The sequence below is a fragment of the Shewanella sp. Iso12 genome (assembly GCF_012030025.1).
GTDB classification, from domain to species: domain Bacteria; phylum Pseudomonadota; class Gammaproteobacteria; order Enterobacterales; family Shewanellaceae; genus Shewanella; species Shewanella algae.
Genome location: NZ_JAAUHW010000001.1, coordinates 16,533 through 31,876, shown reverse-complemented (window position 1 = coordinate 31,876; position 15,344 = coordinate 16,533). Strand labels below are relative to the sequence as shown.

General features: G+C 50.1%; 18 protein-coding genes. 13 read left to right on the top strand and 5 right to left on the bottom strand.

Going from position 1 to position 15,344, the window contains the following annotated elements; all coding sequences use genetic code 11:
- Positions 1 to 216: 216 nt before the first annotated feature.
- Positions 217 to 858, bottom strand: coding sequence for a nucleoside triphosphate pyrophosphatase (locus HCX89_RS00235; protein WP_167714675.1), 642 nt, complete (start codon positions 856 to 858; stop codon positions 217 to 219).
- A 274-nt stretch (positions 859 to 1,132) separates the two neighbouring features.
- Between HCX89_RS00235 and yceD the strand changes: the two genes are divergently transcribed.
- The 11 genes from yceD to HCX89_RS00180 all read left to right on the top strand — a co-directional run bounded on the left by yceD (position 1,133) and on the right by HCX89_RS00180 (position 9,710).
- Positions 1,133 to 1,657 (top strand): 23S rRNA accumulation protein YceD, encoded by a 525-nt coding sequence (gene yceD / locus HCX89_RS00230; RefSeq protein WP_025009545.1) that lies wholly within the window; start codon positions 1,133 to 1,135, stop codon positions 1,655 to 1,657.
- Positions 1,658 to 1,673: 16 nt separating this feature from the next.
- Positions 1,674 to 1,844, top strand: a complete 171-nt coding sequence (rpmF, locus tag HCX89_RS00225; RefSeq protein WP_025009546.1) for a 50S ribosomal protein L32 — start codon at positions 1,674 to 1,676, stop codon at positions 1,842 to 1,844.
- 15 nt (positions 1,845 to 1,859) lie between these two features.
- On the top strand, positions 1,860 to 2,888 hold the full coding sequence (gene plsX / locus HCX89_RS00220) for a phosphate acyltransferase PlsX (RefSeq protein WP_025009547.1): 1,029 nt from the start codon (positions 1,860 to 1,862) through the stop codon (positions 2,886 to 2,888).
- Between the two features lie 9 nt (positions 2,889 to 2,897).
- Positions 2,898 to 3,857, top strand: a complete 960-nt coding sequence (locus HCX89_RS00215; RefSeq protein ID WP_025009548.1) for a beta-ketoacyl-ACP synthase III — start codon at positions 2,898 to 2,900, stop codon at positions 3,855 to 3,857.
- A 129-nt stretch (positions 3,858 to 3,986) separates the two neighbouring features.
- A complete protein-coding gene (gene fabD, locus HCX89_RS00210) occupies positions 3,987 to 4,913 on the top strand; it encodes an ACP S-malonyltransferase (RefSeq protein ID WP_167714673.1) in 927 nt (308 codons plus the stop codon).
- A gap of 10 nt (positions 4,914 to 4,923) precedes the next feature.
- Positions 4,924 to 5,670, top strand: a complete 747-nt coding sequence (fabG, locus tag HCX89_RS00205) for a 3-oxoacyl-ACP reductase FabG (RefSeq protein ID WP_025009550.1) — start codon at positions 4,924 to 4,926, stop codon at positions 5,668 to 5,670.
- A 163-nt stretch (positions 5,671 to 5,833) separates the two neighbouring features.
- Positions 5,834 to 6,067, top strand: coding sequence for an acyl carrier protein (gene acpP, locus HCX89_RS00200; protein WP_006081231.1), 234 nt, complete (start codon positions 5,834 to 5,836; stop codon positions 6,065 to 6,067).
- Between the two features lie 192 nt (positions 6,068 to 6,259).
- Positions 6,260 to 7,498 (top strand): beta-ketoacyl-ACP synthase II, encoded by a 1,239-nt coding sequence (gene fabF, locus HCX89_RS00195; protein WP_028779317.1) that lies wholly within the window; start codon positions 6,260 to 6,262, stop codon positions 7,496 to 7,498.
- Positions 7,499 to 7,658: 160 nt separating this feature from the next.
- On the top strand, positions 7,659 to 8,027 hold the full coding sequence (locus tag HCX89_RS00190) for a hypothetical protein (RefSeq protein WP_025009551.1): 369 nt from the start codon (positions 7,659 to 7,661) through the stop codon (positions 8,025 to 8,027).
- Between the two features lie 70 nt (positions 8,028 to 8,097).
- Positions 8,098 to 8,577, top strand: coding sequence for an acyl-CoA thioesterase (locus HCX89_RS00185; RefSeq protein WP_025009552.1), 480 nt, complete (start codon positions 8,098 to 8,100; stop codon positions 8,575 to 8,577).
- Between the two features lie 254 nt (positions 8,578 to 8,831).
- Positions 8,832 to 9,710 carry an NAD(P)-dependent oxidoreductase gene (locus HCX89_RS00180; protein ID WP_144190511.1) on the top strand — a complete coding sequence of 293 codons (879 nt, stop codon included), beginning with the start codon at positions 8,832 to 8,834 and terminating at the stop codon, positions 9,708 to 9,710.
- Positions 9,711 to 9,774: 64 nt separating this feature from the next.
- On the opposite strand, the gene cdd is transcribed toward HCX89_RS00180, so the two are convergent.
- Positions 9,775 to 10,671 carry a cytidine deaminase gene (gene cdd, locus HCX89_RS00175; protein ID WP_025009553.1) on the bottom strand — a complete coding sequence of 299 codons (897 nt, stop codon included), beginning with the start codon at positions 10,669 to 10,671 and terminating at the stop codon, positions 9,775 to 9,777.
- A gap of 89 nt (positions 10,672 to 10,760) precedes the next feature.
- On the bottom strand, positions 10,761 to 12,179 hold the full coding sequence (gene sbcB / locus HCX89_RS00170) for an exodeoxyribonuclease I (protein WP_167714671.1): 1,419 nt from the start codon (positions 12,177 to 12,179) through the stop codon (positions 10,761 to 10,763).
- A 178-nt stretch (positions 12,180 to 12,357) separates the two neighbouring features.
- Here sbcB and HCX89_RS00165 point away from each other — a divergent pair, with 178 nt between their 5' ends.
- Together HCX89_RS00165 and HCX89_RS00160 are read left to right on the top strand one after the other, a co-directional pair.
- Positions 12,358 to 13,545: a site-specific integrase gene (locus HCX89_RS00165; protein ID WP_167714669.1), complete on the top strand. Its 1,188-nt coding sequence runs from the start codon at positions 12,358 to 12,360 to the stop codon at positions 13,543 to 13,545.
- The gene (locus HCX89_RS00160) at positions 13,542 to 14,804 is read left to right on the top strand and encodes a PIN-like domain-containing protein (RefSeq protein WP_167714667.1); all 1,263 of its coding nucleotides are present in this window, start codon (positions 13,542 to 13,544) and stop codon (positions 14,802 to 14,804) included. Before HCX89_RS00165 ends, HCX89_RS00160 begins: the two co-directional genes overlap by 4 nt.
- A gap of 55 nt (positions 14,805 to 14,859) precedes the next feature.
- On the opposite strand, the gene HCX89_RS00155 is transcribed toward HCX89_RS00160, so the two are convergent.
- Both HCX89_RS00155 and HCX89_RS00150 read right to left on the bottom strand, forming a co-directional pair.
- Positions 14,860 to 15,081 (bottom strand): AlpA family transcriptional regulator, encoded by a 222-nt coding sequence (locus HCX89_RS00155; protein WP_025009557.1) that lies wholly within the window; start codon positions 15,079 to 15,081, stop codon positions 14,860 to 14,862.
- Positions 15,078 to 15,341, bottom strand: a complete 264-nt coding sequence (locus tag HCX89_RS00150; RefSeq protein ID WP_167714665.1) for a hypothetical protein — start codon at positions 15,339 to 15,341, stop codon at positions 15,078 to 15,080. The genes HCX89_RS00155 and HCX89_RS00150 overlap by 4 nt, the downstream gene beginning before the upstream one ends.
- Positions 15,342 to 15,344: the final 3 nt, after the last annotated feature.

The following is a 15,344-nucleotide window of genomic DNA, read 5'->3' as shown; positions in this document are numbered from 1 at the left end:
CTTTTCACTCTACAAGGGATCATCAAAAGAGATATGTTGATTAATTGTTATTAGTGTAGAGCGAAAGCCGCGCTGACGCACTTCAATTTACCTTGTTGTGATAAGATTCAGACCCATCCGACACCCGTATCATCTTGCATCACAGTGCCACATGTGCCTTGGCAAGTCTGTAGGAGGGAATAGGTACAGGTAAGAGGCAGCGCCTGAGTCTTCAGCTTACTGGCCCGCAGCATCTCCCAATACTTTTATACCCTGACGGGAGAGCATTTCGGTGAGCAGGATTAAGGGTAAACCTATTAGTGTGTTGGGATCCCGTCCTTCAAGGGCCCGAAACAGGGCGATGCCCAAGCCTTCACACTTAAAGCTGCCGGCACACCAGAGCGGTTGCTCGCGGCGAACATAGTCGGCGATTTCATCTTGGCTCAGGTTTCTGAAATGCACAGTGAAAGGTTCGACTTCCACCTGAGTTTGGCCGCTGCGGCTGTCAAAGAGCGCCAGCCCGGTATAAAAGGTGATGCTTTTCCCCGAGGCTGCCTGTAATTGTTTGCAGGCTTTCTCTTCAGTCAGTGGCTTGCCGACGATTTGACCATCAATCACAGCGACCTGATCAGAACCTATCACCAGAGCGTTGCTTAGCCGCTTTGCCCCGGCCTGCGCTTTGGCTGCCGCCAGACGCTTGACCAAATCAAAGGCGGTTTCTTCAGGCAGGGGCGTTTCATCCACTTCGGGAGCTACACACTCAAACGCCAAATCCAATTTTGCCAATAGTGCCTTTCGATAGCTGGAGGTTGAGGCTAAAATCAACTGAGGTTCTGTGGGTGATACCGCAGCCTGGGTGCTGTCATCTTGGTGGGTCATATCTTGGTTCCAAAGCGATGTGGGAGCCGGATATTGTCGCCAAATTTGCCAATGCCTGGCAAGAGTGGCTTGGGGATGAGATGACTGGCTTTATTTTGCGCGGCAACGGCTTGTGAAGAGCCCTATGCTTGGGTAGAATTCTGCGTCCGTCAATTTCGAACCCGTTGGAACAGGCCTATGATGGCTGGGAGCGCACAGGTTTTGTTTCCTTTGCGAGCCTCATCATCATTTTTCCTTTGACTCCGGCGGTTTCAAACTATAATATGCGCGCCTTATGCAAACAGTAAAGATACCGGTTTCAATTGATCCCATTCGTGCTGCGACCAGCCGCCTTAGCTATCAAGGTGTTGTTCCTGGTACGCAACTGAAGCGATTGAATGAATTATGTGCCGGCGACTGTTCCGATGTGACAGTGTCAATTGAGTGTGGTGTGGATTTACAGGGGATAGTCTACCTGAAAGGGAAGGCTGTGACGGAGCTCACTCTGCTATGTCAACGCTGCATGACACTATTTACCACAGAGGTTACGGTCGAGTTTAGTTTCAGTCCTTGCCGGAATGAAGCTGAAATCGATGAGCTCCCGGATGCGTATGACCCTATTGAGTGTAATGAAATTGGCGAAGTTCGTCTGCATCAATTGATTGAAGATGAATTGATACTGGCTATGCCCTTGATACCTACCCATGACGTAGATGAATGTCATACAGGTTCCAAGGATGTGGCTATAGGCGAGATTGAAGCCGCTCAAGAGGAGCGTCCAAATCCGTTTGCAGTGTTAGAAAAACTGAAGAGCAAGTAATCCAGGAGACAGATCAATGGCTGTACAACAGAATAAAAAATCTCGTTCAAAGCGCGGTATGCGCCGTTCACACGATGCACTGAGCACTGCTCAGCTGTCTGTAGACGCTACCAGCGGTGAACTGCATCGTCGTCACAATGTGACTGCTGACGGTTTCTACCGTGGCAAAAAGGTAATCAACAAGTAAGTTGTTGATTGTCTTATGACGAGTCTGACGCTTGCGTTAGATGCGATGGGTGGCGACCATGGCCCCCACGTGACTGTGCCTGCAGCCCTGCAGGCACTTAAATTATATCCAGATCTCAGGTTTATTCTGGTTGGTGACCAAGACCAGATACAGCCATACCTCGCCCAATCCGGGCAAGACATTACAGATAGAATAGAACTCAGGCATACCACTGAAGTGGTCAGTATGTCCGACAGGCCAGTGCATGCTTTGCGTTGCCGGCGTGACAGCTCAATGCGTCAGGCGCTGGATGCGGTGCATAGAGGCGAGGCCCAGGCGTGTGTCAGTGCGGGAAATACCGGCGCGCTGATGGCGATGGCCAAGGTGGTACTAAAGACGCTGCCTGGCATAGACAGACCCGCTTTGGTCAGTTGTCTTCCCACTATCAATCATAAGCCAGTCTATCTGCTGGATCTCGGGGCTAATGTTTCCTGTGATTCAGATACTCTGTTCCAGTTTTCCGTCATGGGTTCAGTACTCTGCGAAGCCGTGACCAAACAACCCAGACCCAAGGTTGCGCTGCTCAATGTCGGTAGCGAAGAGATCAAAGGCAACGACCAGGTGCAGCAGGCGGCCCAGTTGTTGCAACATACTCCTCAAATCAATTATCAAGGTTTTATCGAAGGGGATGAGATTTACCGAGGCAAAGTCGATGTGATTGTCTGCGACGGTTTTGTCGGTAATATTACCCTGAAAACTTCAGAAGGCATTGCCAGACTGTTGATCCATCAGCTTAAGGAAGGGCTGACCCGAGGCTTTTTTGTACGCATGTTGGCCAAATTATTGGCTCCCAGTATTCAAAGCGTGCTTAAACAGATGAACCCCGACCACTATAACGGAGCAAGTCTGATAGGATTGCGCGGAATAGTCGTCAAGAGCCATGGGAATGCGGATGAAACTGCCTATTTACAAGCGATTAGCTTGGCAGTCACTGAAGCAAGACGTCGACTCCCTGAGATGATCAAGCAGCGTCTCGAGTCGATACTTTTAGATATAAACAGCTGATTTCTCCTTATGCATACAAAAATTCTTGGAACTGGCAGTTATCTGCCGGCGCAGGTGCGTAGCAATCAGGATCTGGAAAAAATGGTGGAAACCAGTGACCAGTGGATTGTTGAGCGCACGGGTATTTCTGAGCGTCGGATCGCTGATGCCAGTGAAACGGTTGCCACTATGGGTTATCAGGCGGCGCTGAAGGCCATAGAAATGGCAGGCATCGAAGCCGGTGAACTCGATATGATTATCTGCGGCACCACAAGTGCGGCAAACGCTTTTCCGGCAGCTGCTTGTGAAGTGCAGGCCATGTTGGGGGTTCATACCATCCCGGCATTTGATGTCGCTGCCGCTTGTTCCGGCTTTGTCTATGCACTGTCGGTTGCCGATCAGTTCGTGAAAACCGGTGCGGCCAAGAAAGTGCTGGTAATAGGCGCCGATGTGCTTTCCAGACTCTGTGAGCCGGAAGACAGAACCACCATTATTCTCTTTGGTGATGGTGCCGGTGCCGCCGTGGTGGGCGCCAGTGAAGAGCCGGGGATCATCTCTACCCATATCTACGCCGATGGCCGTCAGGGCGATCTGCTCAAATGTGCCTTTCCACCCAGAGCCGGAGAAACCTCCGAAGCCGTGGGCTTTATGACCATGAAGGGTAACGATGTCTTCAAGGTCGCCGTGACTCAGTTGTCCCATGTGGTGACAGAAACCCTGAGATTGAATAACGTCGACAAGTCAGAAATCGATTGGCTGGTGCCACATCAGGCCAATTTCCGCATTATTAATGCTACAGCCAAGAAATTGGACATGAGTCTTGATAAAGTGGTGCTGACGCTGGCCAAACATGGCAATACTTCAGCTGCCTCAGTGCCGATTGCACTGGACGAAGCGGTGCGCGATGGCCGCATCAAGCGCGGGCAACTCTTGCTGCTTGAAGCCTTCGGTGCCGGTTTTGCCTGGGGTAGCGCCTTGGTTCGCTTCTGATATTCAGTGCCTGCTTTCTTCGCGTAAGTGAGCGGGACGTCTCAATGCATACAAGTTGATCTGCCGGGCAGATCAGTGGACTCGGGCAGCGGCATCAGCTTTGCTGCCTGCAATCATAGGTAAATGAATATGGAAAACTTCGCTTTCGTGTTCCCGGGACAAGGTTCTCAGGCTGTTGGCATGCTTGCCGATCTTGCCGAAGGCTATCCGGTCGTGACCGAGACTTTTCGTGAAGCCAGTGAAGTACTGGGTTACGACTTGTGGCAACTGGTACAGCAGGGACCAGCCGAAACTCTTAACGAGACTGACAAGACCCAGCCAGCCTTGCTGAGCGCCAGTGTCGCCCTGTATCGCGCCTGGCAAGCGGCCGGCAAAGCCGCTCCCAACATGATGGCTGGCCACAGTTTGGGTGAATACTCGGCGCTGGTGTGTGCTGGGGTGCTCAAGTTTACCGATGCCGTTAAGTTGGTTGAACTGCGTGGTCAGTTGATGCAGCAAGCGGTTCCTGCCGGAACCGGCGCCATGTTTGCCATCATAGGGCTGGATAACGACGCCATTGCCAAGGCCTGTGAAGACAGCGCCGAAGGCGCTGTGGTTAGCCCGGTTAACTACAATAGCCCAGGCCAGGTGGTGATTGCCGGTGAAAAAGCCGCGGTTGAGCGCGCCGCCGCAGCTTGTAAGGCAGCAGGCGCCAAAATGGCGGTTGCCTTGCCTGTGAGCGTGCCTTCCCATTGCGCTTTGATGAAGCCTGCCGCCGATAAACTGGCCAATGCACTGGGTAACATCGAATTTAGCCAGCCGCAAATTCCCGTGATTAACAATGCGGATGTCGCCCAGCCACAAGCTGCCGCTGATATCCGTGATGCTTTGGTGCGTCAGCTTTACAGCCCGGTGCGCTGGACTGAAACCGTTGAAGCCATGGCGGCCATGGGGGTCACTGAGCTCTATGAAGTGGGTCCGGGTAAAGTCTTGACCGGGCTTTGCAAGCGCATTAATAAATCCCTTACTGCCAAGGCAGTCAACGATGCCGCTTCTCTGGCTGCATTGATCGAATAAGGAGCTTTTCATGAGCGTAACATTAGACTTAAGCGGCAAGATTGCCCTGGTTACCGGCGCCAGTCGTGGCATTGGCAAGTCGATTGCCACTACTCTGGCCGAGGCCGGTGCCACAGTATTCGGTACCGCAACCAGTGAGCGTGGCGCTGAAGCCATCTCGGCTTATCTGGGCGATAAGGGCCATGGTTTGGTGCTGAATGTCACAGATCCACAATCTGTTGAAAATTTATTTGCCTCGATCAAAGAAAAAGCCGGTGATGTTGATATTCTGGTAAACAATGCTGGCATCACCCGTGACAATTTATTGATGCTAATGAAAGAGGATGAGTGGCAGGATATCCTGGACACCAACCTGACATCTCTTTTCAGGTTATCCAAGCCAGTGATGCGCTCAATGATGAAGAAACGTCATGGTCGTATCATCAATATCGGCTCTGTGGTAGGTACCATGGGCAATGCGGGCCAAGTGAACTACTCTGCGGCCAAAGCGGGTTTGATCGGATTTACAAAATCTCTCGCCAGAGAGGTTGCATCTCGTCAAATTACAGTTAATGCTATTGCTCCTGGTTTTATCCAGACAGATATGACGGATGAGCTGACAGAAGATCAGCAACAGGCCATCATGTCCCAGGTTCCAATGAGACGCTTGGGTCAGGCACAGGAAATTGCCAACGCCGTGCTCTTTTTGGCCTCGGATGCCGCCGCTTACATCACAGGGGAAACCTTGCATGTAAATGGCGGGATGTATATGGTTTAAGGGCGAATGGCAGGGATACTGTCGCAATTGGGTGGTGATCTGCAGCAATTGAGGGCCTAAAATCGTGGTTAGACCACGAATTCTAGGCTTGCAATGTTGGTCAAATCTAATAAACTACTCGCAATCTTACGCAAGTGCGTAATTTGAATAGGAAAGAAAACTAATGAGCAACATCGAAGAACGTGTAAAGAAAATCATCGTAGAGCAACTGGGCGTTAAAGAAGAAGACGTTAAGCCAGCAGCTTCTTTCGTAGACGATCTGGGTGCAGATTCTCTGGACACTGTTGAGTTGGTTATGGCTCTGGAAGAAGAGTTTGATACCGAGATCCCTGATGAGGAAGCTGAGAAAATCACTACCGTTCAGGCAGCGATCGATTACGTTTCCAAGAATCAGTAATCCAGAATTCCAGAAAACAGGCGGCATAATTGCCGCCTGTTTTTGTTTTCGCCCCGTCAGTTTCTGGTTGTACCAGTATCAGCCGATGCATTATCGTGTCTTGTGACCATTCGGCTGCTGGCCGGCGGCAATGGTAGGCTGCAACAGCCTAGCCTATCATGGTAACTCACCCGTTAATCTAAGGTGGACACAGTGACTAAACGTCGAGTCGTTATCACTGGCCTGGGTCTGGTGACCCCGGTCGGCAACACAGTGGACAGCACCTGGCAAGCCTTGCTGGCAGGTCAGAGCGGTATCGCGCCTATCACCAAGTTTGATGCCAGCGAATTCAGCACCCGTTTTTCAGGCTCAGTCAAAGATTTTGACGTAGAGCAGTACCTGTCCCGTAAAGACGCCCGCAAGATGGACCTCTTTATTCAGTACGGTATGGCTGCCGGCATTCAGGCCATGCGTGATTCCGGATTGGAGATGGATAAAGAAGATCCGACCCGAGTCGGAACCGCTATCGGCGCTGGTATGGGCGGCATGTGGTTGATTGAGCAAAACCACAGCGCCTTGATGGCCGGTGGCCCACGTAAAATTTCCCCTTTCTTTGTGCCCAGCACCATCATCAATATGATTGCCGGTCATCTGTCCATCATGTACGGCATGACCGGCCCTAACTTTGCGGTGACAACTGCCTGTACCACCGGGGTTCACAACATAGGTTTCGCAGCCCGTACCATAGCTTATGGCGATGCCGATGTGATGGTTGCCGGTGGCGCAGAAGATGTGACTTGTCCTCTGGGCGTGGGTGGCTTTGCCGCGGCCAAGGCCTTGTCTACCCGTAATGATGACCCTCAGGCGGCCAGCCGCCCATGGGATAAAGACAGAGACGGTTTTGTTATCGGCGACGGCGCCGGGGTGTTGGTGCTGGAAGAGTATGAGCGCGCCAAGGCTCGCGGTGCCAAGATTTATGCCGAGCTGGTCGGTTTCGGTATGAGCGGCGATGCCTTCCATATGACTTCACCGCCAGCCGATGGCGCCGGCGCTGCGGCAGCCATGAAAAATGCACTGAGAGATGCAAGCTTGGCACCCGAAAGCATAGATTATATCAACGCTCACGGTACTTCTACGCCGGCAGGCGATAAGGCCGAAGCGGCGGCAGTGAAGTCCATCTTTGGCGATCATGCCTATAAGCTGATGGTGAGCTCCACCAAGTCGATGACGGGTCATTTGCTCGGGGCTGCCGGTGCAGTGGAAACCATTTTCTCTGTGTTGGCCCTTAAAGATCAGGTAGTTCCGCCTACCATCAACCTGGACAATCCGGACGAAGGTTGCGATCTGGACTTTGTTGCCCATACCGCACGTCAGACTAAAGTAGAGCATGTGCTATGTAACTCTTTCGGGTTCGGTGGCACCAATGGCTCTTTGTTGCTGAAGCGAGTTTAAGATTCAACCTCTTGAAAAAGCGCCAGATGGCGCTTTTTTTATCTTTAAAATCAGTTAGTCATATTCTCAAGCTAAACCCAGAATTAACCTTTGTTCATCTCTATTGGCATTCCCTGAATATAGCGCCAGAATCCCGCCAAATGATTCTGGAGTTTTCACTATGCTCAATCCTGCAATGTTTCCTGTTATGGCCGTAGTCGGAGCGATTGCTGCCAATTTAACCGAGTTGGTGCGGGGCGAAAACAGCCGCTGGCAACCGGCGATGGAAATTGGTGTTCGCACTTTTAGTTTGGCCATAGCTGCCTATACAGTGCTCTGGTTTGCCTTGTTGACAGCAGCGGTTTATGCCGGCGGCGATGCCGATGTGATAGCCGGGGTAGAGGTGCTTGGCATCTTCCTGCTGGCGATGGGCATTTACTCACTGTTTCATCTGTCCCGTTTTATCGGCAGCAAATTGCAGCTTTGGATTTATCGGCTGGCCTTACCTCTGGTGATTGGCGGAAGTTTCCTGGTATGTAAGTTTGGGTGATTGCGAAATTTTCGCGTACACTCTCAGCCAGGTGCGGTCAGCAGATCGCCAAGCCTGATGAGAGGATCCCATGGCAGGAACAGAGAGACAGATAACCCTGAGGTTTTTGGCCGAGCCCGCTGACGTCAACTTTGGCGGCAAGGTACACGGCGGCGCAGTAATGAAGTGGATTGACTTGGCGGCCTATGCTTGTGCGGCCGGTTGGAGCGGTAAATACTGCATCACGGTTTATGCCGGTGGGATCAGATTTGTCAAACCTATTCATGTGGGCAATATAGTGGAGGTGAGCGCCAAGGTGATCTATACCGGCAGCACCTCCATGCACATAGGTTTGGACGTAAAGGCCGGCGATCCCAAGGATTCCGAGCGCCATCTGACCACTCACTGTATTGTCATCATGGTGGCGGTAGACGATGAAGGTAAACCTACGCCTGTACCTGAATGGCAGCCGACATCGGCAAGAGACATAGAGCTCAGGGATTCGGCAATCAAGTTGATGGAGATGCGCAAGAAAATCGGCGCGGAAATGGAAGCGCACGTTCATCCTTAAGTGTTGATTTCAAGAGCCACATTCGTGGCTCTTTTCTGTATGCGGGATGCTGAGTTTGCCCGTATCAACTTCTCCTTTACGCTGCCCCATGGCAAAATGCGGCTTAAACATCGGCTCGAATTGTCACTCTCGGCTTTGGTTTAAACTAAGAATTTTGCTTTAAACCAAAACCTTGGCTTTACGCCAAAGGTTTTGAAGCATGGTCGGCAATCGGGCCAGCCTGTTCCCGCACTTAAAACAATCAAGGAAATATCATGGCGAATGTCGCATTTCTCGGTCTAGGTGTTATGGGGTATCCCATGGCTGGGCATCTGCAAAAACAGGGGCACCAGGTCACTGTTTACAACCGTACTTTCTCCAAGGCTGAAGCCTGGGCGGCAGAGTTTGGTGGGCGCTGCTGCGCGACTCCGGCCCAAGCCGCCGAGGGACAGGATATTGTCTTTGCCTGTGTCGGCAATGATGATGACTTACGCCAGGTCGTACTGGGTGAAGAGGGCGCAGTACATGGTATGGCTCCGGGAAGTATCTTTGTCGATCACACCACTGCCTCATGCGACGTGGCGCGGGAGTTGGCCGCTTTGCTGGCCGAGAAGGACATCGCTTTTATGGATGCGCCGGTTTCCGGTGGTCAGGCCGGTGCCGAGAATGGGGTATTGACCATTATGGCCGGCGGCTCTGAGGCGGTATTTGCACGGGTAAAACCTGTGATGGCTGCCTATGCCCGCTGCGCCGAACTATTGGGAGATGTTGGCGCCGGGCAGTTGACCAAGATGGTCAATCAAATCTGCATTGCCGGGGTGGTACAAGGTTTGGCCGAAGCCATGCATTTTGCCAAGAGCGCCGGGCTCGATGGCGAGAAGGTGGTTGAGGTGATCAGCAAAGGCGCGGCCCAGAGCTGGCAAATGGAAAATCGTCACAAGACCATGTTGAAGGGTGAGTATGATTTTGGATTTGCGGTGGACTGGATGCGCAAAGACTTAGGCATAGCACTCAATGAAGCCAGACGCAATGGCTCGCATTTGCCGCTGACTGCCATGGTTGATCAGTTCTACGCAGAAGTGCAGGCCATGGGCGGTAACCGCTGGGATACTTCCAGTCTGATGGCTCGCCAGGAGAAGTGCCGTAATAAGTAAGGCCAGCGATTGGAGATAACAAAAGGACAGCTTCAGCTGTCCTTTTTGGGTTTTGAGTCTGCTATCAGTTGGGCTCGGGGCTGACCACTATATGTTCCAGCTCTACAGGCGCCACTGCGTGCAGGGCGTCCATGCTGGCTCCCACCAGAGAGATTTTGCCATCGGCCGATTCCAGCAGCAGCGCCCGTTTGATTTCGCTGAAGCTGCGGTTATGGCGCAGCAGGGTCGACAGTGCCATCTGCATCGGCATCATGGATGGGTTAAAGGCGGCGTTTTCGGCGTAACGGCCACAGAAGGTGGCGCCATCAGCCGTTTCCAGTACTACCGCACAATGGCTCTTGCTGTACGGGGCATAGCTGAGGCTGGCGTGATCCAGCGCCTCAATCACCATGGGATCGGAGCTTTCAAGCGCCAGGTTTACCTGTTGTTTACTCAGCAAAGGTGTGGTGACATTGAGATCTTTGGGACCAAAGGCGTAGGGCAGGTAATGACTCAAAGGCGCTGTAGGCTGCTTGGGCAGATGAATGCGGATCTCTTGCCCGGCCACCAACTCATTCATAAACTGACGGCAGTGGCCGCAGGGACTCTCGTTGACTATGATATCGACTACCTGGCTTTCACCGCTCAGCCAGGCATGACTGATGGCGCTTTGCTCGGCGTGAACCGAGTGACACAAGGCTTCACCCGGTAGTTCGATATTGGCGCCCATATAGATATCACCGCTCTTGCCTTTGGCGATGGCGCCGACATAGAACTCGCTGATTGGCGGATTGGCCAGTGCCGCAGCAATAGGCAAGAGTGCCAGCAGTAATTCATCATCACCAAGGCCGCTGACCTTGGCCAACTCACTCAGCTGCTGTGCATCCAGATGACCGGCGAACTCATCGTTGAGCAGTGGCACCAATTGCTCGGCAAGTGTCTTGGGCAACTGGTTCAGGCTGTTTACAAATCTGTCTTGCATTGGCCATTCCTTGTTAAATGTTAAGCTAATGGTTATCCAGTTTAGTCAGGAAGTTACAGTGGAAACGGGACTGGCTTCGCAAAATTCCGTTAAAGCGCCTGTAAGTATTGCACCAGAGCCTTGAGAAGTCGCTGGTGACTTTCATTTTCGGCAGTTTCTTCCAACAGATTTTCTAAGCGAATGACATAATCCGGATCGTTGAGTCTTTGCTGACAGAACTCATGCCAGCGCAGTGTTTCTTTGTCCGTAAGTGTCGAAGGATAGTTGCGGGCACGGTAACGAAACAGCATCTCCTTGAGCCTGGGGTCGTCAAAGCTGAGATCCAGCGCCGCCAGATTATCGGGGGCGGTATGGCGGATCATCTCCATCTTGGCCTTATCCGCCGGAGAGAAGAATCCTCCGCTGTAGAGCATAAGATCCGGATCTGTACTCTGGTTGTCCCTTGGGGTATCAAACAGGCTTGCCAGCTTGGCGCGGATCTGCGGATGCTGGCGCAGGCGCTTGTATTGCTCGCGGGCAAAGGCCTTGTCAAATCCAATCCGCTCGGCGGCTTCATCGGTCAGTGTCTTGGCGGTGGCAATAAAGGGGCACTTATTAATGTGCACCTGTTTAACCGGTATGGGTAATTCATCTTCTGCCAATTCGCTTCTTGGCGTGTAGAGGCGCTCGCGAATGCTGTCTACATCCAATTCAATCAGCGGGCTGATATCCATATGCAGGTTAACGCAGACAATGGCATTCTTGTTCTCCGGATGATGGGCCACAGGGGCAATGAGAGTGGCACAGCCCTGAGTCGCCGGGATCTTGGAGCTGATATGCACCAAAGGTTGCATATTGAGTACATCGATTTGCTCAGAGACTGCCTGCTTGCGTCTGAGTTTGAAATAGTAGTCAAACAGCCTTGGTTGTTTCTCTTTTATCAGTTTGGCCAAGGCTATGGTGGCGTAAACATCTGACATGGCATCGTGAGCCTTTTCATGGCCGAGTCCGTTGGCCTGGGTCAGATGTTCGAGCTTGAAACTGGGAGAGCCGTCCTCTTTGGTTGGCCAGTTGATCCCGTCCGGGCGCAGGGCATAGCAGGCCCGAACCAAATCGATAATGTCCCAGCGGGAATTGCCTTGCTGCCATTCTCTGGCATAGGGATCGATAAAGTTACGGTAAAAACCATAACGGCTGACCTCATCATCAAATCGCAGCGAGTTGTAGCCGGCGACGCAGGTATTGGCTTGGCTGAACAGGGCATTGATCCGCCCCATAAACTCGGTTTCCGGCAGCCCTTTGCCATTCGCCAGTTGCGGCGTGATCCCTGTGATGAGGATCGCCTCGGGAGAGGGCAGGTAATCGCTGGCTATCTGACAGTAAAAGGTCTCGGGCTCGCCAATGATGTTCAGCTCCAGATCGGTACGTATCCCGGCAAACTGCGCCGGCCTGTCTTTCGCCGGATTAGCGCCGAATGTTTCATAATCATGCCAGAATATTGTTGGCATTGTATCGTTGTTTCTTGTCATTTATAACTCTTCAAATATTCTGCTCAACTATCTGATAAATATCGCCAACGCTGACCATGCTTGTTTATTTGTTTTCACCAGATTTTAAGACCGTTTGAACCCATGTGTGTACATACCTGTGTACATGTTGCTCAAGCTAACTTATGCTTAATCTAAAATATGTACACAGGTTAGTGAAATGTCTTTGTCTGATGCTAAGTTACGCGCGATTCTTGGCAAACCATATCAGGGTAAACCCGAGCTTTCAGACCGTGATGGCCTTGGGGTACGCATCACACCTCAGGGCACTATAACATGGCAGTGGCGTTTTCGCTGGCAAGGAAAGCCTTGTCGGTTATCTGTTGGCCGATATCCAGACTTAAAGGTTGCAGAAGCGAGGCAGCTGATTCCTGAAATCCGCAATGTATTGAGTAATGGTACAGACCCACGCCTTTACTGGAAACACCGAACTACCCAAGAAGGTATGCCCACACTGAAAGATATCTGTGAGGCATTCTTAGAGCTACGGGCCCCAGGGTTAAAGCCGGGCACAGTTGCTATCTATCGTTCTGCGTTCAATGCTTATCTGTTCAACGCATTCCCCGGTAAGCCAGTTGAAAGAATCACTATGAGTGAGTGGATCGATTTCTTCGACGGTATCGCCAAAACCAGCCGGGTAACTGCAGGCGCTATGCTCAAGCACGTAAAAGCAATATGCAATTGGGCTATTCGCCGGCAGATGATCTCTAATCTTGATGTACTTCAACTGCGTGTATCTGATGTTGGTTCACCCTCCAAGGTAGGTGACAGGGTACTGACCTTTCCCGAGTGCCATAAAATACTCGCTGAGTTAGATAAAAGCCGTGCAACTACTACAGTTATCAACTCGATAAAGGCTTGCTTGTACTCCGGGGCAAGGATCTCTGAGCTGTTGAAATCAAAACGTGCCGATTTTGATTTGGAATCCATGGTCTGGACAGTACCTGCTGAAAATAGTAAAACTAATTTGCCTGTTCGCAGGCCAATCACGGAAGACTTACTGGCCATTCTGCAGCAGCAGTGGTCACTGTATCAGTCAGAGTGGAGTTTTCCGGCCCCTAATGAACACAGAAAGCCCCTAGGGGTAGCATCTGTCAATAAGTTAGTGCGTGAGATACGTGCCAGAATGGATATTCCACACTGGCGCTTGCATGATTTTCGTCGCACTCTGTCTACCAGGCTCAGTGAGGTAGGGGTATTGCCCCATGTTACCGAGAAAATGCTTGGCCATGTGCTCGGCGGGGTAATGGCGGTATATAACAAGCATGATTGGCTTGATGAACAGCGGACTGCTTATACGTTGTGGAATTCTAAATTATTAAATAACACCATTGCAGGGACGATATGAGAACAACATTTCCATGGTTTTATAAAAAAACAGAGCAAGAGTTAAAGGAACTTTTTGATAAGGCCGAATTTGTTTTTGATACAAATGTTTTGTTAAATCTGTATCGATATTCAGATTCTACTAAGAATGATGTTTTAAAAGTTATTAGAGGCCTGAGTGAACGTTGTTTTATGCCTAATAGAGTAGCGCTGGAATTCTTCAATGGTCGGTTGAGCGTCATTCACTCTCAACTAGAGTTATATGAAAAAGCGGTCGGAAAAATAAGAGAGTTGAGAAGGGATATTGAACACTCAAAACAGCATCCTTTTATTGGTGAGGATTTACATGAGAGATCGAATGATTTATTTAAAGAGCTTTCAGAAGAGTTAGAGGCTGGGAGAGTTAAACATGCATCAAGAATCAATGTCGATGATATACTTGACGATGTATCAGATATTTTTGATGGTAAGGTTGGTCAGTCAAAGTCTGAAGATGAACTGAATAAAATTGCCACTGAAGCAGAGAATAGGTTTAAAAATAAAATCCCGCCAGGATATGAAGATGCCTCTAAGGCCAAAGACTGTACTGCACTTCATGATAAACTCCGTGCTTATGGTGATTACATAATCTGGGATGAAATTATCAAACACGCGAAAAGTACAGATGTTGATATTATATTTGTTACTGATGATGTCAAGGTCGATTGGTGGCAAAAGGAAAAAGGCAATATAATTGGCCCAAGGGTCGAACTAGTTAAAGAGTTTTCGGATAAGACTGGTAAGTTGTTCCATATGTATACTGTTGAGCGATTTTTGGAGTATGTCAGTACATTTGTGAATACAGGTATCAGTAAGGAAAGTGTAAGGGAAGTAAATGATTTGAAAGAGGAGCAAATATCTTACTCCAATTCTAAAAGTGGTTTCCTGAATCAAGGTAATTCTTTTGTGAAATACAATTATATAAATAAGGACCTTGATAGATTAAGTTCAGCTATTAAGGGGGAATCTGACATGTGTTATGTTCTCAATGCCTTAGAAGCTCGTGATTATATTGCAATAATTAGTTGGGTTGATGCAGAGAAGAAAAGTGTTTTGTCATCTGCTAATCACTTCAATGATGATGAGCTCTTCACATTGATTAAGATTAAGGAGATTTCTTCAAGATTGTTGCGTTTACAAGATGAACAAAAAAGTAATAAGTCGGAATTTGATTATTACGAATTAGGTGGAAAAATATTTGAATACTTCAGGTATAAATCAAAACGTTCAGAAAATTACTAATTTTAAAATCCTATACATTGGTAAGTCAGAGGATCACTCTGACTTACCAAGAGACTCAAGCCGCCTCTTGCTCTCTGTCCCAAGCTTCCAGCTGCTTTCTCGAGTAAAACCTCCCGTTGTGAATAGGAGCGGGGAAACCAATTTTACGGCGCCAGTTCCACAGTGTTGTGGGGCTGGAAAGCCGGTAACGTTCCATTACCTCTTTGGTGGTTAAAAACAGTTTCTCTTCTGTGTGCTGTATTACCAGTTGGGTTGTTTGCTGTTGCTCATTACTCATGCTGCCTTCCTCCTCAATTGATCCATTTGATGCAGGAAGCGGGCATAAGGGGCCGCCTCCTTTCGTTCTGCAATATCCAAGTAACTCGGCCGCTGCTCTTGCTGGCGTTGCTTGTTGGCGATGGCCACCGCATCGATACGTGAGCGGGTGATCCCCAGTCTTTGAAGGTGATGCTTTACTCGATGAACAGGCAACTGCAGTTCAGCGGCTACTCGTTCAAAGCTCAGGCCTTGTTTGTAGAGTTCTGCTATCTGGTCCATATC

Coding starts and splice junctions, on each gene's coding strand:
- HCX89_RS00235 (WP_167714675.1), bottom strand. CDS start 858: ATGACCCACCAAGATGACAGCACCCAGGCTGCGGTATCACCCACAGAA.
- yceD (WP_025009545.1), top strand. CDS start 1,133: ATGCAAACAGTAAAGATACCGGTTTCAATTGATCCCATTCGTGCTGCG.
- rpmF (WP_025009546.1), top strand. CDS start 1,674: ATGGCTGTACAACAGAATAAAAAATCTCGTTCAAAGCGCGGTATGCGC.
- plsX (WP_025009547.1), top strand. CDS start 1,860: ATGACGAGTCTGACGCTTGCGTTAGATGCGATGGGTGGCGACCATGGC.
- HCX89_RS00215 (WP_025009548.1), top strand. CDS start 2,898: ATGCATACAAAAATTCTTGGAACTGGCAGTTATCTGCCGGCGCAGGTG.
- fabD (WP_167714673.1), top strand. CDS start 3,987: ATGGAAAACTTCGCTTTCGTGTTCCCGGGACAAGGTTCTCAGGCTGTT.
- fabG (WP_025009550.1), top strand. CDS start 4,924: ATGAGCGTAACATTAGACTTAAGCGGCAAGATTGCCCTGGTTACCGGC.
- acpP (WP_006081231.1), top strand. CDS start 5,834: ATGAGCAACATCGAAGAACGTGTAAAGAAAATCATCGTAGAGCAACTG.
- HCX89_RS00190 (WP_025009551.1), top strand. CDS start 7,659: ATGCTCAATCCTGCAATGTTTCCTGTTATGGCCGTAGTCGGAGCGATT.
- HCX89_RS00185 (WP_025009552.1), top strand. CDS start 8,098: ATGGCAGGAACAGAGAGACAGATAACCCTGAGGTTTTTGGCCGAGCCC.
- HCX89_RS00180 (WP_144190511.1), top strand. CDS start 8,832: ATGGCGAATGTCGCATTTCTCGGTCTAGGTGTTATGGGGTATCCCATG.
- cdd (WP_025009553.1), bottom strand. CDS start 10,671: ATGCAAGACAGATTTGTAAACAGCCTGAACCAGTTGCCCAAGACACTT.
- sbcB (WP_167714671.1), bottom strand. CDS start 12,179: ATGACAAGAAACAACGATACAATGCCAACAATATTCTGGCATGATTAT.
- HCX89_RS00165 (WP_167714669.1), top strand. CDS start 12,358: ATGTCTTTGTCTGATGCTAAGTTACGCGCGATTCTTGGCAAACCATAT.
- HCX89_RS00160 (WP_167714667.1), top strand. CDS start 13,542: ATGAGAACAACATTTCCATGGTTTTATAAAAAAACAGAGCAAGAGTTA.
- HCX89_RS00155 (WP_025009557.1), bottom strand. CDS start 15,081: ATGAGTAATGAGCAACAGCAAACAACCCAACTGGTAATACAGCACACA.
- HCX89_RS00150 (WP_167714665.1), bottom strand. CDS start 15,341: ATGGACCAGATAGCAGAACTCTACAAACAAGGCCTGAGCTTTGAACGA.